This is a genomic window from Desulfosporosinus youngiae DSM 17734 (assembly GCF_000244895.1).
GTDB classification, from domain to species: Bacteria; Bacillota; Desulfitobacteriia; order Desulfitobacteriales; family Desulfitobacteriaceae; genus Desulfosporosinus; species Desulfosporosinus youngiae.
In genome coordinates this window covers 5360191-5386215 of the sequence record NZ_CM001441.1, presented here as the reverse complement: position 1 = coordinate 5386215, position 26025 = coordinate 5360191, and the positions used below count along the sequence as shown (strand labels likewise).

Sequence of the window (26025 nt, the reverse complement as noted above, 5' to 3'; positions counted from 1 at the left end):
AGAGGCCTGAAATTCTAAATTTATGAAATTTCCCAGAAGTATGCTAGATAAGGCAGGTGATAAAATGTCCTATGGCATCAATCTAAGCTTCAATAATACCGAATCAATCCAACTTCCGGTCATGCCTGGTTCTTTCGAAATAGGAGAAGGCGGAAAAAACAAAACCTATGATGTACTGGAATTAGGTGAAATCAATGTTATAAAAAATCTCAAGCTCTCAGAGTATGCTTTCAGCAGCTTCTTTCCTGCCCAGCCTTACCCTTTCGTCACAGTTCAACCCCTGCTGAAGCCCTATGAATACGTAAAACTTATTCTAAAGTGGATGGAAGCTAAGCAGCCCATTCGCTTTATTGTTATTTCCGATGCCTTTGATATCGACACCTTGGCCAGTATTGAGGGTTTTGACTGGAAAGAAGAGGCCGGCAGATCAGGTGATATCGACTATTCCTTAAAGTTGAAGAAATATGTGCCTTATTCAGCACGACGAGCTGTCAGCATTTCAACTTTGGAAACTGCCACAGCCTCAACACAAACAATTCAAGCCCCTGAAAGGCCAAACGAGCAGCAGACTCCCAAAACCTATACCCTTGCAGCCGGTGATACTCTTTGGTCTGTGGCTCAGAAATTACTGGGAGGCGGAGCTCGCTGGCCGGAGCTGCAATCCTTAAACGGCATTTCGGATGCCGAGATTAAGCGGCTTCAGATCGGCCGGGTCCTAAAGCTGCCGTAAGGAGGTGTATTGTGCTAAAAGTACTGATTGATAACAAAGACGGCAACGTGTGGGATCTATCTCAGATTGTTGCGGACGTAACCTGGAAAACCAGCAGGATCGGCAAAGCCGGCAGCCTGGATTTCACACTGATCAAAAATGCCCTTGGCCAGGATAAAACGTTTAAGTACAGCAATGGGGATATCGTCCGGGTTCAAGAGGCCGAGCATAATGTTAATATCTTCTACGGTTATATCTTTTCCGTTAATGAAGGAAAGGACGAGGCAGTCAAGATCTCGTGTTATGATCAATTACGCTACCTCATGGCCAATGATACCTATGTGTTTACGAATATAACAGCCTCTGAGGTGGTTCGAACCATCGCTGCCGACTTCAATCTCCTGCTCGGTCAAATTGATGATACGGGCTATCGGATTCCCACTATGGTTGAGGACAATCAAAAGCTGCTGGATATCATTTGCAAAGCCTTAGATTTAACGCTCATTAACTCCGGCAAAAATTATATCTTCTTTGATGATTTTGGTTCTTTGTCTGTGCGCAATGTGGAGGATCTTTGGTTGGATTTCATCATTGGTGATGGCAGCCTTATGACGGACTATACCTATAATACCTCCATTGACTCGGACACCTATAACAAGATCAAACTATATAAGGACAATAAAAATACGGGCAAACGTGAAATCTATATCGCTCAGGATAGTGTCAACATGGCCAAGTGGGGCGTGCTGCAGCTCTATCAAAATGTGGATGAAAACCTGAACCCGGCTCAGATTGATGAGCGGCTGACAACCTTGTCAACGCTAAAGAACCGGGAATCAAAGATTCTAAAGATTGAAGCTATCGGTGATTTTCGAGTAAGGGCCGGGAGTTATGTCAGTCTGCAGATTGAAGAATACAGTATTAATCAACCGTTTTTAGTTGATGAATGCACACATCGTTTTGATAGTGCAGACCATACCATGAGCCTGGAACTTAAAGCAATTATGAAGGTGATATAATGCCAAGTTTACTGGATGTTATAAAAGCGGCTGGGATGGATGCAATGGGAGCTTCCAACCCTGTAACTATTATGTTTGGAGAAGTCGCCGCAGTAGATCCGCTCAGTGTAAGAGTCGACCAACGCTTTACACTGCCTGCGGATTTTTTGATTGTGCCTGAAAGTCTAATTAAGTACGAGCTGGATCTCATGCATACTCATCAATACACAGACAGCGGGTCCTCAAGAGAAACAAGCGAGGCCCTAAATTCTAAGGTCATTATTCGTCCTGGTCTTAAAGTGGGAGATAAGGTCCTGTTACTTCGAGTCCAGGGTGGCCAAAAATTTGTAATTCTAGATAAGGTGGTGATGATGTGATCCCAGTGGGAGGAAGTATAAGCAAGGATAGGATCGAAGAAATAGAGCAGCCGTCACTCACTTGGAAACTGGATGCAGCCAAACAACGAATTGTGGGCAGACTGGACGGCCTTGAGGCAGTTCAGCAGGCGGCCTTTAAGATTCTGCAAACCCCACGCTTTCAGCACCTGATTTACACAGCAAATTATGGTTCTGAGCTGGAGAATCTGATTGGCAGCAATCCGCTCTTTTTGAAACCAGAGGTTGCGCGAATGATCCGGGAAGCTTTAACTCAGGATGATCGAATTACCGGTATTGAGAATATCCAGATAACGATCATAGGGGATAGTTTACTCATTGCGTTTACAGTCATCAGCAATTACGGAAGCTTTGAGATGACTCAGGAGGTGAACCCATAAGTGTATGAAGATCAAACCTATGAAGCTATTTTATCGAGAATGCTGGATCGGGTTCCAGGTGATCTGGACAAACGAGAGGGAAGCATAATTTATGATGCCCTATCTCCGGCTGCGGCGGAACTAGCTCAGGCTTATGCAGACCTGGAGGTTAATCTGAGACTATTCTCAGCTCAAACCTCAAGTGGAGCCTATCTGGAATTAAGGACGGCGGATTATGGGGTAACTCGTAAACCGGCGACCAAGGCACAGCGGATGGGTCAGTTTTTTGGACAGAATGATTCACCCCTGGATGTGGCTTTGGGCAGCCGCTTTTCCATTGAGCAGGTAAACTATCAGACTATCCAAAGAATTTCAATCGGTCAGTATGTTTTGGAGTGTGAGATTGCCGGAAGCATAGGAAACCAGAAGGCGGGGACTTTGCTGCCCATCAACTACATTAATGGCCTTGTGAGAGCAGAGCTGATCGATATTTTGGTTCCTGGAGCGGATACAGAGACGGATGACAATCTCAGGCAGCGGTATCTGCAGCGGGTTCGTCAGCCGGCGACCTCAGGGAATGCGGCTCAATATCGACAATGGGCCCTTGAAGTAGCTGGCGTGGGAGATGCGAAAGTTTTCCCCTTGTGGGCAGGGTCAGGAAGCGTGAAGCTTGTTATCGTGGATGCTGGAAAACAGCCGGCCACATCAATCTTGGTGGACGATGTCTCAGACTATATTGAGACTGTGCGCCCTATCGGCGCTGCCGTGACCGTTGTTTCGGCAGCAGCTAAAGAGATTGGTGTTTCAGCGGTGGTCACTTTGGCGGCAGGTTATGCTATCCAAGGAGTGACAGATGCTTTTAGGGCAGCCCTGGGAAGTTATCTGCAGGATACAGCTTTTGCCAGCACCTATATCAGTTATGCTAAAGTTGGAACCATATTGCTGAGTACACCGGGTGTCCTTGATTATACAAACTTGACAGTCAATGGCGGCAGTGTAAATGTAGCTTTGGCGGATGAAGAAATACCGGTACTTGAAACCGTAGGACTGGGGGTATGAATAAGTGCCCTATCCTGAGGAACTTGATCAGTTTTTAGAAAAGCTGAATAAAAAGCCCGATGGCAGCAGTTATACTGTCGAAGAAGAATTATTCATTAACGATGGGGTGTACAACGGCTTTTTAGGTCACGACAACATTACGAACAGCACAATCAGGGTTTATACAGGGCCTCAATTCTCAGGCGATCCGGTGGCTAATTTTATCGTATCAATTCCCTCTGAAACACCTTGGAAACGTTCGATTAAAATCTTTGCCGAAACAGAAAAAGTCTATGTAACCTATGAGACGCCTGGAGATATGGCAGAGGCCAAAGATATCAACAGCCTGCAGGAAAGCGTAATTCGTACCCAGACAGAAATTGAAAGATATAAAGCCAATGGAATTATTGATGGCGGTGGATTTATTAGAGAGGAGGCATAAGCAGTGGCGGGACAGACAATACGCATAAAGAGAGGAACTAAGGCAGAATTGGCAGCCTTGGGGGCATTGCCAGCGGGAGAAATGGGGTTTTGCACAGATACAAAAGAAGTTTATATTGGGGACGGGGTCTCAAATACGTTCGTTGGTCGTGCCTTATCGGGAACAGAAGCGGCTCGGCCTAATGCTGGGGCCTTAGGAAGGCTTTATTATATTACCGGCGGAGCTAATAGTGGCTATCTCTACTTTGATAACGGTACGGACTGGAATCAAGTCAATGCTCAAAAACTGACAGATCTTACAGGTGCCTTAGATGACATTGCTGACGGAACGACTTATGCAAGGGTTAAGAAATCAGAGCTCAGCAACGGTCAGGTTAATAAAGTATCGGATGGTACCAACACAAAGACTGCTGCTGAAATAAAAACTCACATTGATGATGCCCCAAAACATCGCGTCATTAATGACTCCGGAACGGCGATTACCGATTTGTGGAGTGCTCAGAAAATTGGCAACGAAATAGAGCTTGCTAAACATAACATCGAACCTCAAGCTAGCGTGAAGGATCAGAATCTTACAGCCCCTCCAGGTTCTCCGGCAACGGGTGATAGATATATTATACCGTCTGGGGCTACCGGGGCCTGGGCGGGTAAACAGAACCAAATAGCAGAATGGATATCCGGAGCGTGGGTGTTTTATACTCCTCAGACAGGCTGGACATGCTACGTTGATGATGAACAGAAGGTCTACTCTTGGAACGGAACAGCTTGGGTAAGAACTGGGGGAGCCCTGCAGACCATCACTGCCGGCAATGGTTTAACTGGGGGCGGTCAGGCCGATACGGTCACCTTAACGGTAGGAGGAGGAAACGGAATTACTATTGGCACAACGACGGTGAGTGCTAAGGCGGGGAAAGGAGTCCTCGTCAATAGCACAGGCATAGAAGCCCATATTGATACCAGTAGTATTATCTATGATACGGCCAACGGAAATAGGTTGATGGTATCCATTGTGGATGGAGGAACATTCTAAGGAGGGAGGCTGATGGCAAGAAAAGTATTGATCCAGATTAGACGTGGGCTTGAGGTAAGCATTGGGACTCTGGAAATAGGTGAGCTAGGTTATTGTACAGATACCAAAAAGCTTTATATTGGAACAGATAACGGAAATGAGGTCCTCGTCGCCGCCCAAACAGTTGGGGATATGCTGAAAAGCATTTATGACACGAATAATGACGGTAAGGTTGATATGGCTGCGGCAGCCGAGAGCGTCCCCTGGAGCGGTGTGACGGGAAAAAAAGTCCTCTCTGAGTCCAGTACCGATGAAGCTCCAATGACCATACCTCATGGGGTTGCGCCAGTTTCTCCAGTTAACGGTGATCTATGGACGACAACCTCAGGACTCTATCTCAGGTTAAACGGAACAACAAGAACAATGGCCCACACAAGCACCTGGAGTACGGTGTCCCAAGCCGAGGCCGAAGCAGGAACAGTCACCTCACAACGATTATGGACTGCCCAAAGAGTGGCTCAAGCTATAGCTGCTCAGGCCATGCCCAAAGGCCCGGTAACCTGGAATCAATTAAAGGGGGTGTAAGCCAGTGGGATACGGAAGTCAACTCTATGGCACCACTTTTTTAGGCACGGATGGCGGCGACGGGGATCAGCCTGATTACTCGACACCTAACCTCATGAGATACTTGCCTGAGTATTATCGGGGCATTCGAGAAATGGAAAAGCTCCAGGAGACGGCATCGGATGAGATGGGTCTTTTTTTGTATGCTATTGATAATGTGTTAAGTCAATACTTTGTGGATACGGCTACATGGGGCTTAAATTATTGGGAAAGTGAGTTAGGTTTAGAGACAGAACCGGCAAAGCCTATAGAGCGAAGGCGGGAGCAGATCAAGGTTAAACTGCGTGGCTCCGGTACAACAACCCAACAAATGATCATGGACACCGCAGCTGCCTTTTCTGGGGGTGAGGTGGATGTCATGGAATATCCGGCGGAGTGTCGCTTTGAGGTTCGGTTTATTGGAATAAAAGGTATTCCTGCTAATATGCCAGGGTTTATTCAGATGCTGGAACAAATTAAGCCTGCCCATTTAGGGTACAGTTTTAAGTATTCCTATACATGGTGGGATTCTTTGAAACATCTCACTTGGAATAGCGTGAATGTTATGAGCTGGAATGAGCTCAGAGTTTATGAGTAAGGAGGTAGACTATGCAAACGACAGCAAACTACGGACTAAAGAAACCCGCTGGAACAGATACTGTCAACATTCAAGACTTTAATGACAATGCTGACGTGATTGACCAAAAAATAAAAGAGGTGATGGATGCGGCAGGAGCGATAGGTTCCCATGCTGATGCCCACCGACCTGGCGGTAGTGATCCTGTTTCTACTGCGGCTCCTTCGGGGGGCCTGGGAACAGCTAATGCTGCTGGATCAAGCACAAGTCTTGCAAGGGCCGATCACACACACTTAGCTTTTGACAGCACTAATCCTGCCGCCAATGGCACAGCTTCTGCAGGCTTTGCGGCTACCGCGGCAAGGAGAGACCATGTTCACCCAACGGATGTCACTCGGGCTCCTTTGGCTTCGCCTGTCTTTACCGGAACACCAACTGCACCGACAGCTGTGACGGCAACTAATAACACGCAAATTGCTACTACAGCTTTTGTAAAGGCGGCAGTAGCCGCTTTGGTGGATTCTGCGCCGGCAGCCCTTGACACGCTTAATGAGATAGCTGCGGCGTTAGGTGATGATCCCAATTTCGCTACAACAGTGACCAATCTTATTGAAACTAAGGCTGATCAGACTGTTGTTGATGCGCATTTGGCGGATGTAGTGTACCAAGTCGCAGGAGGAACGGCAACCGCATTAACCTTACGACTGCTACATTAACTAATGGCTATTCTAAAACATTCATTGCGTCTGCTAATAATAGTGGGGCACCAACAACTATAAATACCAAATCACTATATAAGCCAGGCACAACTACAGCACCAACTTTAATCGCTGATAAAGCCTATACAGTTTGGTACAGTACATCTGATAATTGTTTTTTTATAAAAGCTAGTGCAGAGGGTGATGCCGTTGCTGATAATGTACTAGCAGGAAAGACATTCAGCAACGATGCAGATACTGGATTAGTCGGGACCATGGTCAGTAGGGGGGCTGGAGGAACAGTAACTCCGGGAACTTCAGCACAGACTAAATATGCTGGGTACTATTCGAGTAATATTACTATATCCGGGGACCCTGACTTGATACCGGCAAATATATTGAGTGGAAAGGACATATTCGGTGTCTCTGGTACGCTTCAGAAGAAAGGCTCCGTGAGTGCATATCTGAATCCCATAGTATTCGTGGATATTAATAAGGTGATTTCGTTCGTCGATGGTGATGGGATCTGGGTGAGGGGTTCCCAAGGTGAAGCCAACTTATATAACCCATCTGGGACAGTAATTAAGACGGTTCTATTTACACCAAGTTCATATATCGAACTCAGGGCAGTAAATGTCGATAGGATGTTCTGGTATAATACATCATCACGTGCCGCATATGTAACAGATAAAAATGGAACAGTCATCTCATCCATAACATCATTTTTCAATTCTAGTCGTAGGGAACCTGTGTGTGTAATGCACACGGCAACGGATCGACTTTATATGTACACCACCAATGGCTCTAGCTCGATGATGTGGATAATCACCCTATCTGGTACGGAGATTTATTCTGCTAATTATGGTAGTTCAGGTAGATGGTTGGCAGTAATGCCGGAGGGTGCAATAACCGAGACCGCCGCCTCCTCTCAATATGTGAGTTTTATAAGTAAATCCGGTACTAGTGTCGGTATATCACCGTCCATATTCCACCATGTCTTCAATTAATATTAAGGAGGTAATACAGATGAAATTCGGTAAGATAGTTAATTTCACGAATATGTTCGGACAATGTGATTACAAAACCCTCAACATTGATTCAATTGTTCCGGGTTCACAGGGTTACAAAATGGATAGGTCATGTTTTGTATTTGCGTGTGATTGCGACCTGCCACAGCATGAGGATATATCTGAACTAACACAGGCACAATGGCAGGCAGAAAAAACAGCTATAGCCAATGAAAATAGCGCAGAACAGCAAACTATTGAGCAAAAGATTGATGATCTTAAGAGTCAAAACGCCCAGGTCATTCTTACTTTAGTTATGGAGGGATTAATGTAATGGATTGGTTTAAATTTGTGTCAAGTAACTATCCAGTAAACTATTCTATTGATGACGTTAAAGTATTTGTGGTTAAGAGCAAGATCACTGAAGAACAGTATAAGACGATTACCGGTATAGACTATGTTGACTAATGCACAATAGACTCATTATGTGCAGCAAACGCTTTAAAAAAGGGCGTTATTTTTATTGCCTAATAGGAGTGAGGTGGGGCTATGGCGGGGGAAAACTTAGTCACAGAACAATCCTGTGAGAGAACACATAAAGGACTAGATAAGCAGATGGAGGTGGCTGAGCGCAGATTAAACGCACATAGTGAGACCATAACAGATTTAAAGATTATTATCACCCAGCTCACTCAGCTGTTGGAGACAACCTCTAAGACGTTAGAAACAATGGAGAAGCGAGTGTCTGCTCTCGAAACGGCTCGCGAATATGCCGAAGAGGCTAGTGGGTTTTGGAGTTCATCTGGTGGACAATGGATTATTAAGGGTTCGGTGACTCTAGCGCTCATCATAACGCTTGCGGCCATTGGTCAGAATGTTAACCCTGAGTTTCTGTCCAGTATTTTTGTAAAGTGAGGTGAGTCATTCGGGTGAATTAAAGATATATGATATGATCTTCGACCCAGGCCATGGCGGCGCAGATCCGGGAGCTGTAGGCTCGACAACTAAGGAAAAGGATAATGTTTTAGCGTTGGCCAAGAAAATTGCAGTGATTCTCGAAGCAACAGGCCGCTTCAGAGTGAAGTTCACTAGGACTACAGACAAGGACTTCTGCGCGCCGATAGCATTCAACGTTGATTTGGACCTGAAAAATAGGGTAAAAGCGGCCAACTCTTTGGGCGGTGACGCATTCTACTCCTTCCACAATAATTCAGCGGCTGCGAAAGCATACGGGAACGAGGTCTATGCTCTTGCGGCCGGGGGCGAAGGGGAGAAGATTGCCAAGGCGATCCGGGCAAGAATGGCTCTGCTGGGAATGACAGACCGTGGTGTCAAATACGCAAATTGGTATGTATTAAAGTGGACAGAGATGCCGGCCGTGCTCATTGAGCACGGTTTCATTAATTCAGAGGAAGCCACGATCTTGGAAAAGATGGATCAGGCTGCTTTAGCGATCGCCCAGGGGATTGGGGATCATTTCGAGGTTAGTGTCAGTGGAAATACACAAAAGAAAAGGGGCTATGAGATGAAAGAAGCGGTTTTAGCTCATGGCATTGAGGATTACTTGGTACCGGCGCGAAGAGAGTCAATCAAACTTGGCAACTGTGCAGTTTTTTTGAGATTTGATGATAAGACCCCACCGCCAGACGTTTTTAAAGCCGAGCATCTTGTCATAGTCGGGGGTGGACCCGTGGGACATCCGAACGAAACAATCCTTTCCGGGAAGACTTGGGGAGATACTGCAGCTGTTGTAAGTGCAACAGGCGCTTAATATTCGCAAGTGCTTGCCAATTTGAAAAGGAGAAATAAAAGTGGATATTGTATTATCGGGCCTCCAAGCTTACTGGGGGTTAATTTTATTGGTTAGCGGCTTTGTTGTTTTCTTGGTGTCTCAAGGAAAGGCAAAAGCAACAAAAATAATCCTTTCTCTGATGCTGCAGGTAGAAAAGCAAGCAGAGGCCCTTGTATTGGAGGTTGGTGATCAGAAATTTAGTTTTGTGGTTAGTAAGGGATATGAGTTACTGCCGAGAGCGGTACGAATGGTTATGACTTATTCGATGTTTGAAAATATGGCCAGAACACTTTATGCCAGCGCGAAGAATTATCTAACAGAATTAAACTCTACCGACGTTCATCAAAAACCAAAGCAAGAAGCTGTTCAGGAAGTAAAGGGAATTGATCATGGGTAAATTATTTTAAGACATGGCGAGAGCCCTATCCTTAATTGGAGGGGCTTTTTCCATTATAAGGTTTAACACATTCTACATATCAAGGTCACGTAACGTTAACATATTTGTTCTATACTAAATATGGCCGAAAAATACTTGGACATAACGGTTGAAATATAGACCGCTGTCTCTCTTACCTCCTCTGTCACGCCCCTCCTATGGAGGGGCGTTTTTTGTTTTTTATCCTGGGAATAATTTTATTGATATAGTTCTTAAGGTAATTCAAACTGGAGTGCGTTCAGCGCAGCAGCTCTACAATTGCCTCAGGATCTGGGACAGACCATCGGAAATACTGCAGAAGAAGCAGTTGTATGTGTTATGAATGTAGCTCAAATTCGGAATCGATTCCGAATTTGAGCAGAAACCAGGCGATTATCCTCTGGGGAATTCCTGGGGAGGAACGGGATGCAAATGGAAATACCTTAAACGAATAAATAGATCAAACTTTCTCGTATGTATGAAAAATCGGCTGAAATATATCGGATGCATGGAGACATGCAAAAAGCTTTAGAATATATGAACTTAGCGTCCCTTTATGCGAAGGATCTGGAGAATGATCCGGCGCTTATTCTTCTCACCCTGTCATTAGCCCCCTTGGCAAGCCAAGCCGGTATCCATCCATGGGTGTTAGTGTTTGTAATTCTCTTGACAATCGATCCTTTCTTTTTCCCCTATCAATCGCCAACCTATCTTATGGCTTACTACAGTACGGGGGGGAAGGCTTTTAATCACAGGCAAGGTCGCTATGTTGCCCTTTGCTATGGTATTGTTGTGCTGCTAACGGTCGTCCTTTGCATCCCGTATTGGAGATTCATAGGATCAATATGGTGACAGAAGTGGGCAATCCAAGGCATGTCCCAGAAAAGACAACGTTGTCTTTTCTGGGACATGCCCTAATTTTTTAAATGGTATGGCACCTCTCGGACAGCAAACTCATAGAATATAGGGACATGCCGGATTAGCCCTTCCGGAGAAAAGCAGACGTTTATCAGTTTTCCTGTGATCATGTGTCCACGAATGATATTGTCAGTTGAATTTTGCCACTAAAATAGAAATGTGCATCTCAAAATCCCAAACGTTTGGGATTTTGAGATGCAACAAGCCGGGGATACGGGAATTATTTACCGCAGTTTATGTATGGGCAGGATTATTGAATTGAGTTTGACTCCCTTCAGGATTCGTACCGTTCATCCAATATATGCAAAAGCCAAGCACCCAATATGCCCCAAATAAGAGAAGCGATAAAAAAGGAAATAGCTGATCCTAGATCCATCAATAATGTGTTATGGATTCCAATGATATAACACGAGGACAAAATTGCGAACCAGCTTCCAAAACCAACAAACAACCCTCTCAATAAATAAGTTTCCCTTTTTTCCTTAAGAATAAGATAACTAGAAATAACAATCAAAGAAGTGGAAAAACAAATTTGAGCAATGGAACTTACAAAAGCCTCAGGAAAGTTATTAAATTGTCTCCCAAAGATCATTAAAGCTGAATAGTTTATAAAACGGCGCTGACTTAAGTGGAGTATATAATAAGAAAATAAATTTAAAGCTAATAATACTAAAGAAGCAAAAAATCCGGCAACCAAGCTCCTTGCAAATCTGTCTTTAAGGTCAATGATTTTCATCTTACGGTCCTCCCTATGTTTTGCTTAACCCTACCGTAACTATCAACATAATAATCCTATCTTTTTGATTCAATCATGGGACTTCTATTTCTATCCTGTGCTGTCCTGTACTTCGGAGGGGATAAACTTCTCTATCGAACCCCGATGTTAATTGTAACCTATTTTCATTTTTTTAACCGTGGTGGCGGGAGCCCGTGCAGAATTTCCGACTGCCTATTCTTATATACGGATTTTATTATGCTTATCCTTATCCTCAGCTTTAGAAAATACTCAGGATTTAGTGAAAGCGGCTTAAACCGAGGGGATTTTTCTTCAATCCTGAGGATTTTGTTGAGCCCCACAGATCGCAGGACACTGAAATCACTAAAAATCAAGAGGTTAATTTCATGTGTCAAGCTTAGGAAAACGCAGTTGATAATTTAGGCTTGACAAGTATAGCAATATATGGATAGACTTAATAGAACTGATAGAGGTGCATTGTACAATCAGTATCCGAAGTTGTTAAGGTTTACGTAAGACCGTAGCTTCGGTGAAAGGTGTAGATGCCGAAGTTGGTCCCAATTACGTGGGGACTGGGCTGGTTGAACAAAATAAGATTTGTTCAATTGTCGCGTTTGCGGAGAGCTATCTATATTACAGTATGATTGGAAAATCATAGGGTAATTTAGTAGCTGATTCCGTATCAGCTATTTTTTTGTATAAAAGGAGACGTAGAATTAACATGAAAAAGAACACTGTTTTCAAAGGTATCGCCACTGCTCTCATCACTCCTCTGGACGAAACAGGAATTAATTATGAACAGCTTGGCAGATTGATCGATTGGCAAATTGCAGAAGGGATTGATGCTCTGGTAATTTGCGGAACCACAGGCGAAGCGTCGACCCTGACTGACGCCGAGCACAGAGCAGCAATTACATTTGCCGTTCAGCATGCAGGAGGCAGAGTGCCGGTTATTGCCGGCACAGGCAGCAATGACACCGAATACGTGCATGATCTCACGCATTGTGCCTGCGAAGCAGGTGCGGATGCAATGCTCGTAGTTACCCCTTATTACAACAAAGCTACGCAAAAAGGCCTGATTAAAATGTTTGCTCAAATTGCCGACAAGAGTACTAAGCCTATCATTCTCTATAATGTGCCTTCAAGGACGGGGATAAATATTGAGCCTGCAACCTACGAGGCATTAGCTGAACACGAAAATATAGTAGGGATTAAAGAAGCAAATGGCAACATTTCCAAAGTTGTTGAAACCATGGCGCGTGTGCATGGTAAGCTTGATTTGTATTCAGGCAATGACGATCAGTTGGTTCCACTTATGGCGCTTGGCGGAGTTGGCGGCATTTCTGTGATTTCTAACGTCATGCCGGCACAGACACGTGAGATTTGCACACGTTTCTTTAAGGGTGACATTGCAGGCAGTGCAGAGCAGCAATATAAACTTTACTCCCTTATAGAGGCACTGTTTTGCGAAGTAAACCCTATTCCGGTCAAGGCTGCTATGGCAGCTATGGGTTTCTGCAAGGATTATCTCAGATCCCCTCTTACAACAATGGAGGATACAAACCGTGAAAAGTTGGTCTCTCTTATGAGAGCACATGGATTAAACGTTTGAGGAAGATCATAGAGACAGGACGAGACCGGCAAATCTATCTGGCAATAGGGTAGTTTCGCTATCCTTGGGCTGAAAAATGTAATAGTAGTGCACAATCTTTAATACAATTAAGAACATAAAAAGGGGCTGTCTTCATTTATTTTTGAGACAGCCCCTTCGGCTTTTGGGGGTTAAAAATTAAGCATCGTTTTTAGTATGAATTTAATTAACTTCGCCATAAGCAATCGAGGTTGACAGTTGACTTCAATTCCGGGCATAACTGGAAAAGTCGAGATAACAAAAATTTATCTCGACTTTAATGGACTATTTTGTTTGTCTGAACGTAAGTGTCAGAGAGTACGGCCCGAGGCTACGGCTTGCAAGTTTCACTTATACCTTTTGGAGCAGACGTTTTTAATGACCTTAATAAATTCTTTTTCGACTAAAGAGAGATGATGGCGGTTCAGCCATATTAAAAGGATTATAACCTCTAAATGCGCATCGCTGAGGGCGATTTTTTTTATTTTACTGGATTTTACGTATTCATCAGCCATAAACTGAGGGACGAAGGCAATTGTTTTTCCTTGAGACAGAATCTTTTCCATCATCTCTAGGTTGTCAACCCTGTAAGACACATTAATATCACCATATCTTTGCAATACACTCGATACGCCACAATCAGTGATATATTCAGTGTTGTATAAAAGAATAGGCAAAGATAGGGCCTGCTTAAGAGTCATAGTGGAAGACCCTTTAGTCATCTCACAATTATTCCCGGAAATGATGACCAGCTCATCAGAAAACAATTCTTTGTAGTTAATATCCTTTGATTTGGAAAAGGCATCGGTTTTTAAGATCATCCCAAAATCAGCTTTACCTGATTGAACATCCCTTAGTATATTATTCGACTCTCCGACTTTCAAAATAGTATCCACTTTAGGATGATCATGTTTAAAGGTTGTCAATATTTCAGGCATTACTGTTATGTTTATACTTGGTTCAACAGCCATTGAAATATTACCCTGTAAATCAATTGAATCGCCATGAGCAATGGATTTGATTTCATCAATCTTGTTGAGAACTTCCTTAGCCACAACAATAATTTGTTCGCCCATTTCAGTAAGCTGGGCTCCTGCATTAGTTCTTTTTAGCAGAACAATACCCAGTTCGTCCTCTAATTTACTGATGGCAGAGCTAAGCGCAGGCTGTGAAATATGGGAGCGTTCGGCGGCAAGAGAAATCGATTTAGATTCATGGACAGCAATTAAATAGGATAATTGTTCTAAGCGCATATTTCTAACCATCCTTGACAGCTTAATTTGGGATTTAGAGTTTATTTTATGAGGTTTGAACTTAACGATTACTTCTCATTATACTATGAGTTATTCAGATAACAAAGTGAGAAAACAATAATAATTCAACCTATTATTTGGAAGTTACAGTTAGGTGTAAAAATTTAACTATAGAAAAATTTAATAATCTTCCTCTATATTAACTATAGGGGGCATAATCACTAAGTATTTTACAGATAAAGCTATATTACCTTATAATCTGCAAATAAGTGATGGAAATCACAATTAAAACATAAATTTATGAAGGGAGAAAAGTTAACGCTCTTATTTCGATTTATTAATTTTTACAAGTGGGGTGCCATAATATGACCCCAAGCCCTTGGACAGTCTAATTAAAGTTAATTATCGTTTCAATAGTACTGGCTCCTGTGGATTAATTTATAGGAGGTTTTGATGGTTATTTCAGGACAATAAGTAGTTGAATCAAAGAATCTCAGATTAAATCACAAGAAAGGGTGAATAACTTGTCACAAGAGAAGTCTAAAGGTATATATGCTCGTATTAATCCTGTTGTTTTCTGGGGCAGTGCCATTTTATGTGTTGTGTTATATGCACCAATGCTTATTTTTGGTACGGAGCTGCAACCTTATGTTTCAACCATCTTAAAAGCTATAACCTATAGAATGGACTGGTTATGGTTATTATTTGCTTTGGGTTGTGTAGTGTTTTCACTTTGGCTGGCTTTTGGCAGATATGGCAATGTAAAATTGGGCGGAAAAGATGATAAACCTGAATTCTCAGACTTCAGCTGGATATCGATGATGTTCACCGGCGGTGTCGGAGCCGGTTTAGTTTATTGGTCCATGGCCGAGCCTATTTTTTATCTTAAGTTTCCTCCTTTCTGGGGTGAGGCATTTTCAGCACAAGCTGCGCAATTCTCTATTGCTTATGGAATATTTCACTGGGGTATATCGGCCTGGGCTATCTTTGTCCCGGGGGCTATCGCCTTTGCCTACATGATTTACGTAAGAAAAAAACCCTACTTCTATCCAAGCTATGCTTGCAGGGGAATATTGGGGGACAGGGTAGACGGATGGCTTGGCAGAGCTATTGATATCTTTGTTGTTATCGGTCTGGTAGGCGGATTAGGGACTACCTTAGGAACGGTCGTGCCTATGATATCGGCTGTAAGTGCCAATATGCTGGGTATTGAGGATTCTATGGCGGTAAAAATTGGGGTTACACTGGTGATTGCAGCGGTATTTGGCTATAGTGCTTACTCCGGTTTAAATAGTGGAATTAAAAAATTGTCGGAATTAAATAGTTGGTTATGTATGGGATTATTAGCCTTTGTTATGCTGGTAGGCCCCACCCTATTTATGTTATCCTTTTATGTTGACAGTCTAGGGGTTTGGGCTACTAACTTTTTACGGATGAGTTTATATACGGATCCGGTTACCAAATCCGGTTTTCCTCAGGACTGGACAGTATTTTACTGGGCCTGGTGGGCAGCATGGGCCATGTATTTCGGATTATTTGTTGCCAGGATCTCCAAGGGGAGAACGATCAAAAACGTTGTTCTGAATATGATGGTTGTAACGACAATCGGCTGTTCAATATTCTTCTTAGTCTTCGGTGCCTATACAGTAGATCTACAGCTTAATCAAGGGGTAGCACTTGATGTAACTTTGGCTGAGGCTGGTGCCGGGGCAATGATTACCCAAGTCTTAAATACCTTACCTTTAACTGCAATAGTGATTCCCTATTTCTTATTTGTAATGCTTATTTTCCAAGCTACGACCATTGATTCCAATGCGTTTATTATTTCCATGATCGCTTGCAAAGAGGTTAGGAACGATCAGGAATCTCCCCGCTGGACAAGACTTTTCTGGTGTGCAGCCCTGGCTGTGATCGGGGTGGCTATCATGATGGTGGGCGGATTATCTGTAGTTCAGCTTTCATCTGTTGCCACCAGCGTACCTATTATAGCTATTATCATCATCTTAGGGATGTCCCTATGCAAGTGGCTCAAGGAAGATTTCGGCCAAGAAGCTAAAGTGCAAGTTGTTGATTATCCGGAAGAAGGCTAATCATAACAGGGCTGTCCAGTAAGACCAGCTCGGAAAATAAAGAAAACTTGGCCGGTGCCCGAAGACACTGTCTTCGTACGGATTACCTTTCTTGCAGTATAATAACGTAAGTTTTATACTTTCTGGTAGTATAGCAAAAGGCGGCTTCAGCCAGTAAGGTTTTTAGAATCTTACCGTAGAACGAATTAGTAAAAACAGGTGATGACATATGTATCGTTGTCACCTGTTTCACTTTTAAATCAACACTAAACATTAACTATTAAAAATCCTAATAAGCCATAGTTAACTTAACTATACGGGGCATAATTAGTCGGTATTTTACACATAAACTCGAATTGAATATAATTCGAGTGGAAAGTGAATGAATTAACAAGTAGCAGCAACTGCATGTTTGGATCTTAAAGCGTAAAATTTTCCCCACTTAGTTGGAGAATGTTAATACTAAGCTTAAATTTATGAGGAGTGATACGTATTATGAAGAGAGCAGCACTCACCAATAAACTATTGGTATTGGGTGTCGATGGAATGGACCCCAGAATCAGCAGGAAGTTTCTGGCGGAAGGAAAAATGCCTAACCTACAAAAATTTATTGATCGAGGATCAGCCAGAGAAGATCTTATGCTTTTAGGAGCAATCCCAACGATTACACCGCCTTGTTGGACGACACTCGCCACAGGTGCTTATCCGGGAACTCATGGGATTACTTGCTATTGGCGACAGTCCCCGGAAAGCCTTGATGCAGTTGTATACAATTTAGATTCTCGTAATTGCACGGCGGAGCAAATCTGGAATATTACCTCCGAAGCCGGCATGAAGACCCTCGTTTGGCATTGGCCCGGAAGCTCCTGGCCTCCAACCTCGCACAGTGAAAATCTGAGTGTTGTGGACGGTACACAGCCGGGTTCGGTCAATATGGGTGTCGCCCAGCTCGATTGGGAAAAGGTGATCATTGCCACCCCTGAAATTAAAGAAGTACGTTACGCTCCAAGAGTGGATAAACCAGCAGGCGTGGGCTGCATAATTACCGACTTGGAAGACACTTTGGACGCTGAGGTTGACGATGAAATGATGGAACTTTGGTGGGGGGATACAGCCCGTGAAGGCGGCGAAATCCGTACCTACGTAATGGATGACGAAGATACGGAAGTTGTTATCGGCAGCAAGGTAGCTTATGATATCGTCAACTCTCCCCTCAAGGATGCTGCGGGTTGGGCAAATGCACCTGAAGGGGCTAAAGAATTCACGATCTTAACATCCGGTGGTGTCATGAGACGTCCGGCCTTAATTCTCAAAAATGAAGCCGGGGAATATGACCGGGTAGCTATTTACAAGAACAAGAAGGCAGAAGCGCCAATCGTTATTCTGGAACGGGATAAAATGGTAACAGGTATTATTGATGATGTAACCAAAAAGGAAGTCACCAAACCTGCCTGCCGTTCAATGAAGATTTTAGAACTTGATCCGGCCGGCAATAAGGTTAGACTTTGGATCAGCAACGCTCTTGATATCTCAAATGACCAATTATGGCATCAAAAGTCCCTTTATAAAGATGTTGTCGGCAACGTCGGCGAAGTTCCGCCTGTCAGCTTAATCGGGGGGGAAGATGCTGAGTTGGTACGTGAAATCTTCGAACCTTCCTGGGAAATTTACTGCAAGTGGCAAGCTGACAGTATGAATTATTTGATTAAAGAAAAGGGATATACAGCCGTATTTTCACACCTTCACAATATCGACTGCGCGGGTCATCAGTTATGGCATCTGGGTAAGACTCTGCCAAATTGGGATCACACCGATGAAAAAACGTATCAAGGGTTTATCGAAAAATTCTATACGCAGACGGATGATTATCTCGGAGAATTCCTGTATTTGTTAGATGAAGGCTGGACAGTGTTGGTCGTAAGTGATCATGGTCTTATTGTTGGGGAAAACGTACCTCCGATTATTGGAGAATATGGCGGCCTCAACACAAAGGTGATGGAGGAACTGGGCTATACGGTTATGAAAAAAGACGAGAATGGCAATTCCATCAGAGAAGTCGATTGGGAAAAGACCAGAGCTGTACAAATCCGCAGTAACTACATTTACATCAACCTCAAAGGCCGTGACAAATACGGGATTGTGGATCCCAAAGACAAATATGACTTAGAAGAACAACTCATCTCCGATCTCTATAATTACAGAGATGAACGTACGGGTAAACGTGTTATCGGGATTTGCCTCAGAAACAAAGATGCTGTGTTAATTGGTGCTAATGGACCGGAATGCGGCGATATCTTCTTCTCAGTTGAAGAAGGATACAACAGATTGCACGGTGATAGCATTTCAACTTCAGAGGGGTATTTTGAAACATCAGTTTCTCCGATTTTTGTAGCCGCAGGTGCGGGTATTAAGTCAGGATTTACAACAGAACGCACCATCCGACAAGTCGATGTTGCACCTTCAGTTTCGGCACTGCTCGGGCTGCGTTACCCTGCACAATGTGAGGGAGCTCCGATTTATCAGATTTTCTCCGAAGATATTTAATAAAGTGCGATATGAGCAGCTATCAGAGTGCTGCACTCTGATAGCTGCTTTTTGATAGAAGTCAAAGCGAGAAAGATCGCCGATACCTGAAAAATTGGGATGATAATGTCCATAATCACTGCAAAAGCTGTAAAAGCTGTAAAAGTGCTGATGTAGGATTATGTTTAGCTAGATACATCATTAATTTACGAGGAGTGGAGATTATGTCTTTGCAACAACTAAATTCGAGCCGTTTTGAAGAAATAATTTATGATAATTGTGAGCCTTGTTTGGTGATCTTTTCAAGAAAAGACTGTCATGTATGTAAAGAAGTTGTTCCCATGTTAGAAGAATTGCAGCCTCAATATGAAGGTAAATTTGGTTTTTATTATGTTGATGTTGAAGAAGACAAAAATTTGTTTCAGCGGTTTTCTTTAAAAGGTGTACCTCAGATCCTTTTCTTCAATAATGGTGAGTATCAAGGTAAGCAAGCCGGTGCAGCAGAGGAAGAACAAATTGAAGAGAAAATTGCAGAAGTTCTTGAAGCATAATCATTTAAAGGGATGTGGAAGCAGTGGCAAATAGTTTTGATTTGATTATTATTGGAGGGGGGCCCGCTGGACTTTCTGCAGCCATCTACGGCGGTCGTGCCAAGCTTAGAACCTTAGTTATCAATAAAGGCACCATTGGCGGCTTAGCGGATACCACAAGGGAGATCGTCAATTATCCTGGCTACATCCAGGTCTCCGGGCCGGATCTTATGAAGGATTTCCATAAGCACGCCCAAAGTTTTGGGGTCGAATTCTTAAAAGAAGAGGTCGTTAGTGTTGATTTTTCTAAGGAAGATAAAATCATCAAGACCAAAAAAGGCAAAGAATTCTTCGCCAAGGCCGTTATCATGGCCTGCGGCAGTGAGCCGAGGCTTCTGAATATCCCAGGGGAAAAAAGACTGCGCGGGAGTGGAGTAGCGTATTGCGCAACCTGTGATGCAGAGTTTTTCGAAGGGGAAGATGTTGTTGTTGTCGGGAGCGGTGACCAGGCTATCGAAGAGGGTATGTATATTACCAAGTTTGCCCGCAAAGTCACCGTGATTGTTTTACATGATGAAGGGATTCTCGATTGCAATAAAGTAAGCGCTGAAAGAGCATTTAATAACGATAAATTGAAGTTTATATGGAACTCAACCGTTGAGGAAGTCCTTGGAGATGAGAATGTAGAGGGAGTAAAACTTAAAAACCTAAAGACTGGCAGTACATCTGAACTACCCTGTCAGGGTGTATTCTTCTTCGTCGGAATGATTCCTTCTACCCGTTTCCTCAAGGATAGCGGACTTGATATGGACAAAAGAGGGTATGTTCCAGTTAATGAGAGCATGGAAACAAACCTTGAAGGAGTCTATGCGGCCGGAGATAATCGGGTGAAATATTTAAGACAAGTTGTCTCTGCAGCAGGTGATGGGGCGACAGCCGCTGTAGCAGCTGAACGCTACATTGAGGAACTCAAGGATTTTAACGCCAAGATTCTGCAAAACGATAAAAAAACATTATTAGTATTTTTTAATGTCCTAGTCAATGAAAGCCTGGAATTCGGCACTTTATTAGAAGGAATCTTTAACGAAACTGTTAACGATTACAAAATCTTCAAAGTCGATATGGCAACCAAGAAGACTCTTGCTCAAAAATATGGGATAGATAAGGTACCTGCAGTTGTTGTTCTGGATAAAGGGGAAGAAATTAAACGACTGGATTGCAGCATGGATAAAGAAAAACTAAAAGCCCAATTATTATGCTAGCTATAGTCTTTTTAGAGATAGGCAAAAAAGAGAGCTTAGCGAAGAACTACAGCTCTCTTGCCTGGCTTTAAAACAGAGATAATGCTTTTTGATTTAAGAAACAAACATTCCGGCTCAAGAGCGGAATTTTATATACAATTTGTCAAGCTCCAATAATTAGTTCTAAAAGCAATTATGTGTTTATTATTCCGGGAAACGTCTAAAATGCTCTAATATGAAGACCAAGTTATTATTGGTTAAAGGATTATTTATAAAGAAGAGGAGTTGTTTCGATGAAATACTCCGGAGAAGAGGCCTTAGGTCTTATTGAAACAAGAGGAATGGTTCCTGCTATTCAGGCAGCGGATGTCATGTGTAAAGCCGCTGATGTTGTTCTTGTTGCTTACGAAAATATGGGGTCAGGGCTTGTCACGGTCATGGTTAAAGGAGATGTGGCTGCGGTAAGGTCGGCTGTGGAAAAAGGCGCAGCAGCAGCAGCCGCTATTGGTGAGATGACCGCCTCCCATGTCATTCCGCGTCCCATTAGCAGAGTAGGAAAAATTGTTTCAAGACATGACATTGATGCGGACTGATATTGATTAGTGGAAAGGGGAGTCCGTGTGAACAAAAATGGTGCCTTAGGATTCATAGAAACCTATAGTCTGGTTTCAGTGCTGGAAGCTGCGGATGCCATGTGTAAAGCTGCGGATGTCGAATTGGTTGGTTATGAAAACGTGGCATCCGGTCTGGTTTCCGTTGTTGTTCGCGGGGATGTAGGAGCGGTAACAGCGGCTGTCGAGGCAGGTGTTATAGAAGCAGGCAAAGTGGGCCGGGTGTATAGCTCCCTTGTTATTGCCAGGCCGCATGCGGAAGTAGAAAAGATTATTGCTAAATACGTTCTTGACTGGTAATGACCCAAGGTTAGTTGATTGATTCTGCGGGTGGAAAGGGGGGAATTGAGCATGAATAGAATCGATAATGATCTGCTCTCCGTCCAAGAGGCTCGAATTCTCGTGGAAAATGCGCGCGAGGCTCAAAAGATACTGGCAGCTTTTCCTCAGGAAAAGCTGGATAAAATTGTCCGGCATATGGCTGAAGCGGCCTGCAAATCTGCCAAAGAGCTTGCTCTTTTGTCCCATGAAGAAACAGGGTTTGGCAAATGGCAGGACAAGCTTGTTAAGAATATCTTTGCCGGTGATTTTCTCTATAAGAAAATCAAGAACATGAACGTTGTCGGTATTATCAATGATGATAAAGTTAACAAGACCATGGATATTGGGGTTCCTGTTGGTGTGATCGCGGGCTTGCCTCCTTCCACCAACCCAGCATCTACGACAATCTATAAAGCACTGCTCGCCGTAAAATCCGGAAATGGGATTGTCTTTTCTCCTCATCCCAAGGCCAAAAAGACGATCTCCAAGACCCTTGATATCCTAATCCAGGCTGCGGAGGAAAGCGGATTACCAAGCGGTGCCATCGGCTATTTGCGTACCCTGGCTGTTGACGGTACGGTTGCCTTGATGAACCATCAAGACACATCCCTGATCCTGATTACCGGTGTGCCAAAGATGGTCAGGGCGGCCTATACATCCGGTAAACCAACCATTTATGGCGGCCCGGGTAACGGACCGGCCTTTATTGAGCGATCGGCCGACATAAAAAAGGCCGTAGAAGATATTATTTTCAGCCGGACCTTCGATAACGGGATTGTCCCTGCTTCGGAACAATCCATTGTTGCAGAGAGCTGTATCGCCGCTGAAGTAAGACGGGAGCTTAGGGAAAATGGGGCTTATTTTATGTCCGAACAGGAATCAGCCCGGCTTAGTAAGCTATTCTTCCGTTCTGATGACAGCTTAAATCCGGAAATTGTCGGTAAATCCGCCCTGGAGTTGGCATGGCGAAGCGGCCTGGCTGTCCCGGATGATACAAAAGTATTGATTTCCGAACAAAAATATGTCTCTCCAAATCATCCCTATTCCAGAGAGAAACTTTGCCCGGTTCTGGCATTTTACGTGGAAAAAGACTGGATGAATGCTTGTGAAAAGTGCATAGAGTTGCTGATTAATGAGGGGCGGGGACATACCTTGGTCATTCACTCCAAGAATGAAGAAGTGATTCGGGAGTTCGCTTTAAAGAAGCCGGTATCCCGAGTGTTGGTGAATACTCCGGCTGCATTAGGGGGTATAGGAGCCACAACGAATTTGTTCCCGGCCTTGACTTTGGGGTGCGGCGCTGCAGGGGGCGGGTTAACCTCGGATAATGTATCCCCCATGAACTTGATTAATATACGAAAAGTTGGTTACGGTGTGCGGCAGATAGAGGATATTACCGCTGGTGTACCGGCGGTTGAAACTGCGGAAATAAGTAAGGCTCCTGGCCCGACCAGTCGGAATTCCATTGAAAGTACACATGATCTGAAAGAGTTACTCCAGGAATTAATGAAGCAGCTTAAGTGGTACGGAGATTATTAAAGTAGAGGGAGGAAAGAACGTGGATATCAGAGAGTTTTCCAATAGATTTGCGGAGGCAACAAAACACTTATCCCCGGAGGAAACGGCTGCCATCATGAAGCTGTTTCAGGGAATTTCCAAGGAGTTGTCCGCAAACAGTCCCTCTTCGAACAGTGTGACGAAATCGCCTGCATTTGAAGGGGAAATCACCGGACTTACACCGCGCTTAGAACGACTAAGGGCAGCCTATTTAAAGGTTAAACCAAGTGTCAGCATTTATCGGGCCCAAGCCTTCACCCAAGTAACCAAAGAAAATCCGGGGCTGCCTAAAATTCTCCTCAGGGCCAAGTGCTTCAGAAAGGCCTGTGAGACCGCCCCATTGGTGATTCAAAAGGATGAATTGATTGTAGGGCATCCCTGCGGGAAACCCAGAGCCGGCGCCGTGTCTCCGGATATTGCCTGGAGATGGATTCGGGACGAACTGGATACTATGTCAACCCGGCAGCAGGACCCTTTTCAAATCAGTGAGGAAGACAAGCGGATTTTGCGGGAAGAGATCTTCCCCTTTTGGGAAGGCAAAAGTGTGGATGAGGTTTGTCAGACCCAATATGAGGAAGCCGGCGTGTGGTCATTTTCAGGCGAATCCTTTGTCAGTGACCTTTCTTACCATCAGGTCAATGGCGGCGGCGACACCTGCCCGGGCTATGATGTGATCCTGATTAAAAAGGGCATTAAGGGGGCTAGACAGGAAGCCGTCGATAGATTGAGCAAACTGTCCATGGAAAATCCGGAGGACCTGGATAAGATTTACTTTTATAAAGCGGAGATCGAGACTTGTGATGGAATTTTGGCTTATGCCCAAAGGCTTTCGGATTATGCAAGAGAGCTGGCCGAGAGAGAGCATGATTCAGCCCGGCAGAAAGAACTCTACAAAATTTCCGATTGTCTGACTTATGTGCCGGCCAATCCTCCCCGCACCTTCCAGGAAGCGCTCCAGTCCATCTGGACACTGGAATCCCTGTTTGTCGTGGAAGAAAACCAGACGGGTATTTCTCTGGGACGGTTGGATCAATACATTTATCCCATGTTCAAAGCTGACATGGAAGCAGGCAGAATAAATAAACTGGAAGCCTTTGAATTAATAAGCAGCTTTATTATTAAATGCTCAGAAGTTATGTGGTTGTCCAGCGAACTGGGAGCGAAGTATTTTGCCGGGTATCAGCCGTTTATTAACTTGACCGTTGGCGGACAGAAGCGAACCGGCGGGGATGCCACCAATGAACTGACTTATCTGATCATGGACGCCGTTCGTTTTACCAAGATGTATCAACCCTCTCTGGCCTGCCGGATTCATAATAAATCTCCCCAGCAGTATCTCAAGAAAATCGTGGATGTTGTCAAAGCGGGGCTGGGATTCCCGGCATGTCACTTTGATGATACTCATATTAAAATGATGCTGGCCAAGGGATTCGGTATCGAAGATGCACGGGATTATTGCCTCATGGGCTGTGTGGAACCGCAAAAATCCGGCAGAATCTATCAGTGGACATCCACCGGTTATACCCAATGGCCCATCGCTATAGAATTTGTCCTGAATCGCGGGATGATGAAATGGCATGGCACTTTGGAAGGGATTGACACGGGGGAGCTTGACAATATTAAGACCTATGAAGAATTTGACGCTGCCTGCAAAAAACAACTTGAGCATATCATCCGCTTGTCTGCCATCGGAACCATCGTCAGCCAGCGGATTCATCGGGACCTTGTCCCTAAACCCTTAATGTCCCTGCTGGTAGAAGGGTGCATGGAAAAAGGCACGGATGTTACAAACGGCGGCGCTCTGATCAATTGCGGCCCGGGACTGATCTTCTCCGGCTTGGGAACCTATGCGGATTCGATGGCCGCCATTAAGAAATTAGTCTTTGAGGACAAGAAATACACTCTAAAGCAAATCCGGGATGCCTTGGATGCGAATTTTGAAGGGTATGAAGCCCTTCGGACGGACTGCCTGAATGCACCGAAATACGGGAATGACGACGACTATGTGGATGAAATCGCTTCAGATCTCATTATCTGGACCGAACGGGTTCACAATACCTTTAAAATGCTCCATTCCCATTTCACTCATGGCACGCTTTCTATTTCCAACAACACGCCCATCGGGGAAATTACCGGCGCGACGGCTAATGGGCGGTTGGCCTGGACTCCTCTGTCAGACGGAATCAGTCCGACTCAGGGCGCGGATAAGCTGGGACCTACCGCCATCATTAAATCCGTCAGTAAGCTCAGCAACGAGTCAATGAATATAGGTATGGTCCACAACTTCAAATTGTTGCGCGGCATTCTGGAAACTCCGGAGGGAGAAAATGGCCTGATCACCTTACTTAGAACAGCGTCTATTCTCGGCAACGGTCAAATGCAGTTCAGTTATGTTGACAACGAAGTTTTGAAGAAAGCTCAAATCGAACCTGATAAATACCGGGATTTAATCATTCGTGTGGCTGGCTATAGTGCTTACTTCGTAGAGCTGTGCAAAGAAGTACAGGATGAAATTATCAGCAGAACCGTATTGGAGCATTTTTAAGCAGGATGTTTCGCGGGTGGAAGGTCCAGGGAGACCGGCTCTAAGTACTA

28 protein-coding genes and 1 riboswitch are annotated in these 26025 nt (G+C 44.1%); of the genes, 26 read left to right on the top strand and 2 right to left on the bottom strand.

The window, feature by feature from the left end:
• The first annotated feature begins 64 nt into the window (after nt 1-64).
• The 17 genes from DESYODRAFT_RS24985 to DESYODRAFT_RS24910 all read left to right on the top strand — a co-directional run bounded on the left by DESYODRAFT_RS24985 (nt 65) and on the right by DESYODRAFT_RS24910 (nt 10893).
• The gene (locus DESYODRAFT_RS24985) at nt 65-730 is read left to right on the top strand and encodes a LysM peptidoglycan-binding domain-containing protein (RefSeq protein ID WP_007787318.1); all 666 of its coding nucleotides are present in this window, start codon (nt 65-67) and stop codon (nt 728-730) included.
• An 11-nt stretch (nt 731-741) separates the two neighbouring features.
• Nucleotides 742-1728 carry an XkdQ/YqbQ family protein gene (locus DESYODRAFT_RS24980; protein ID WP_007787316.1) on the top strand — a complete coding sequence of 329 codons (987 nt, stop codon included), beginning with the start codon at nt 742-744 and terminating at the stop codon, nt 1726-1728.
• Nucleotides 1728-2084: a DUF2577 domain-containing protein gene (locus DESYODRAFT_RS24975; protein WP_007787314.1), complete on the top strand. Its 357-nt coding sequence runs from the start codon at nt 1728-1730 to the stop codon at nt 2082-2084. Before DESYODRAFT_RS24980 ends, DESYODRAFT_RS24975 begins: the two co-directional genes overlap by 1 nt.
• A complete protein-coding gene (locus tag DESYODRAFT_RS24970; protein ID WP_007787312.1) occupies nt 2081-2482 on the top strand; it encodes a DUF2634 domain-containing protein in 402 nt (133 codons plus the stop codon). The genes DESYODRAFT_RS24975 and DESYODRAFT_RS24970 overlap by 4 nt, the downstream gene beginning before the upstream one ends.
• On the top strand, nt 2483-3520 hold the full coding sequence (locus tag DESYODRAFT_RS24965) for a baseplate J/gp47 family protein (RefSeq protein WP_007787311.1): 1038 nt from the start codon (nt 2483-2485) through the stop codon (nt 3518-3520).
• A 4-nt stretch (nt 3521-3524) separates the two neighbouring features.
• Nucleotides 3525-3941: a hypothetical protein gene (locus DESYODRAFT_RS24960; protein WP_007787310.1), complete on the top strand. Its 417-nt coding sequence runs from the start codon at nt 3525-3527 to the stop codon at nt 3939-3941.
• A gap of 3 nt (nt 3942-3944) precedes the next feature.
• The gene (locus tag DESYODRAFT_RS24955; RefSeq protein WP_007787308.1) at nt 3945-4970 is read left to right on the top strand and encodes a DUF2793 domain-containing protein; all 1026 of its coding nucleotides are present in this window, start codon (nt 3945-3947) and stop codon (nt 4968-4970) included.
• A gap of 12 nt (nt 4971-4982) precedes the next feature.
• Nucleotides 4983-5534 carry a hyaluronate lyase N-terminal domain-containing protein gene (locus tag DESYODRAFT_RS24950; protein ID WP_007787306.1) on the top strand — a complete coding sequence of 184 codons (552 nt, stop codon included), beginning with the start codon at nt 4983-4985 and terminating at the stop codon, nt 5532-5534.
• A 4-nt stretch (nt 5535-5538) separates the two neighbouring features.
• Nucleotides 5539-6150, top strand: a complete 612-nt coding sequence (locus tag DESYODRAFT_RS24945) for a YmfQ family protein (protein WP_007787304.1) — start codon at nt 5539-5541, stop codon at nt 6148-6150.
• 11 nt (nt 6151-6161) lie between these two features.
• Nucleotides 6162-6845, top strand: a complete 684-nt coding sequence (locus DESYODRAFT_RS28945; RefSeq protein ID WP_007787302.1) for a hypothetical protein — start codon at nt 6162-6164, stop codon at nt 6843-6845.
• A gap of 257 nt (nt 6846-7102) precedes the next feature.
• Nucleotides 7103-7834 carry a hypothetical protein gene (locus DESYODRAFT_RS28940; protein WP_042339132.1) on the top strand — a complete coding sequence of 244 codons (732 nt, stop codon included), beginning with the start codon at nt 7103-7105 and terminating at the stop codon, nt 7832-7834.
• A gap of 19 nt (nt 7835-7853) precedes the next feature.
• Nucleotides 7854-8168, top strand: coding sequence for a hypothetical protein (locus DESYODRAFT_RS24930; protein WP_007787301.1), 315 nt, complete (start codon nt 7854-7856; stop codon nt 8166-8168).
• Complete coding sequence (locus DESYODRAFT_RS27710; RefSeq protein WP_007787300.1) at nt 8168-8302, top strand: XkdX family protein; 135 nt, start codon at nt 8168-8170, stop codon at nt 8300-8302. The genes DESYODRAFT_RS24930 and DESYODRAFT_RS27710 overlap by 1 nt, the downstream gene beginning before the upstream one ends.
• Before the next feature lie 81 nt (nt 8303-8383).
• Nucleotides 8384-8749 (top strand): hypothetical protein, encoded by a 366-nt coding sequence (locus DESYODRAFT_RS24925; protein WP_007787299.1) that lies wholly within the window; start codon nt 8384-8386, stop codon nt 8747-8749.
• A 34-nt stretch (nt 8750-8783) separates the two neighbouring features.
• Nucleotides 8784-9605, top strand: a complete 822-nt coding sequence (locus tag DESYODRAFT_RS24920; RefSeq protein WP_007787298.1) for an N-acetylmuramoyl-L-alanine amidase family protein — start codon at nt 8784-8786, stop codon at nt 9603-9605.
• Nucleotides 9606-9645: 40 nt separating this feature from the next.
• Nucleotides 9646-10023: a hypothetical protein gene (locus DESYODRAFT_RS24915; RefSeq protein WP_007787297.1), complete on the top strand. Its 378-nt coding sequence runs from the start codon at nt 9646-9648 to the stop codon at nt 10021-10023.
• A 534-nt stretch (nt 10024-10557) separates the two neighbouring features.
• Nucleotides 10558-10893, top strand: coding sequence for a hypothetical protein (locus tag DESYODRAFT_RS24910; RefSeq protein ID WP_042339130.1), 336 nt, complete (start codon nt 10558-10560; stop codon nt 10891-10893).
• A 340-nt stretch (nt 10894-11233) separates the two neighbouring features.
• Here DESYODRAFT_RS24910 and DESYODRAFT_RS24905 read toward each other — a convergent pair whose 3' ends face one another.
• Nucleotides 11234-11695: a hypothetical protein gene (locus DESYODRAFT_RS24905; protein WP_007787296.1), complete on the bottom strand. Its 462-nt coding sequence runs from the start codon at nt 11693-11695 to the stop codon at nt 11234-11236.
• 459 nt (nt 11696-12154) lie between these two features.
• Nucleotides 12155-12330, top strand: a riboswitch (Lysine riboswitch).
• Nucleotides 12331-12416: 86 nt separating this feature from the next.
• Here DESYODRAFT_RS24905 and dapA point away from each other — a divergent pair.
• Nucleotides 12417-13307 carry a 4-hydroxy-tetrahydrodipicolinate synthase gene (gene dapA / locus DESYODRAFT_RS24900; protein WP_007787295.1) on the top strand — a complete coding sequence of 297 codons (891 nt, stop codon included), beginning with the start codon at nt 12417-12419 and terminating at the stop codon, nt 13305-13307.
• A 365-nt stretch (nt 13308-13672) separates the two neighbouring features.
• On the opposite strand, the gene DESYODRAFT_RS24895 is transcribed toward dapA, so the two are convergent.
• On the bottom strand, nt 13673-14578 hold the full coding sequence (locus DESYODRAFT_RS24895; protein WP_007787294.1) for a LysR family transcriptional regulator: 906 nt from the start codon (nt 14576-14578) through the stop codon (nt 13673-13675).
• A gap of 524 nt (nt 14579-15102) precedes the next feature.
• Here DESYODRAFT_RS24895 and DESYODRAFT_RS24890 point away from each other — a divergent pair.
• The 8 genes from DESYODRAFT_RS24890 (at nt 15103) to cutC (ending at nt 25975) form a co-directional block, all read left to right on the top strand.
• Complete coding sequence (locus DESYODRAFT_RS24890) at nt 15103-16668, top strand: BCCT family transporter (protein WP_007787293.1); 1566 nt, start codon at nt 15103-15105, stop codon at nt 16666-16668.
• Nucleotides 16669-17142: 474 nt separating this feature from the next.
• A complete protein-coding gene (locus DESYODRAFT_RS24885; protein WP_007787291.1) occupies nt 17143-19191 on the top strand; it encodes an alkaline phosphatase family protein in 2049 nt (682 codons plus the stop codon).
• A 203-nt stretch (nt 19192-19394) separates the two neighbouring features.
• Nucleotides 19395-19721, top strand: coding sequence for a thioredoxin family protein (locus DESYODRAFT_RS24880; protein ID WP_007787289.1), 327 nt, complete (start codon nt 19395-19397; stop codon nt 19719-19721).
• Between the two features lie 23 nt (nt 19722-19744).
• A complete protein-coding gene (gene trxB / locus DESYODRAFT_RS24875) occupies nt 19745-20962 on the top strand; it encodes a thioredoxin-disulfide reductase (RefSeq protein ID WP_007787287.1) in 1218 nt (405 codons plus the stop codon).
• Between the two features lie 272 nt (nt 20963-21234).
• On the top strand, nt 21235-21534 hold the full coding sequence (locus tag DESYODRAFT_RS24870; RefSeq protein WP_007787285.1) for a BMC domain-containing protein: 300 nt from the start codon (nt 21235-21237) through the stop codon (nt 21532-21534).
• Between the two features lie 27 nt (nt 21535-21561).
• Nucleotides 21562-21852 (top strand): BMC domain-containing protein, encoded by a 291-nt coding sequence (locus DESYODRAFT_RS24865; RefSeq protein WP_007787284.1) that lies wholly within the window; start codon nt 21562-21564, stop codon nt 21850-21852.
• A gap of 51 nt (nt 21853-21903) precedes the next feature.
• Nucleotides 21904-23412: an acetaldehyde dehydrogenase (acetylating) gene (locus DESYODRAFT_RS24860; protein ID WP_007787281.1), complete on the top strand. Its 1509-nt coding sequence runs from the start codon at nt 21904-21906 to the stop codon at nt 23410-23412.
• Between the two features lie 19 nt (nt 23413-23431).
• The gene (gene cutC / locus DESYODRAFT_RS24855) at nt 23432-25975 is read left to right on the top strand and encodes a choline trimethylamine-lyase (protein ID WP_007787279.1); all 2544 of its coding nucleotides are present in this window, start codon (nt 23432-23434) and stop codon (nt 25973-25975) included.
• Nucleotides 25976-26025 lie beyond the last annotated feature (50 nt).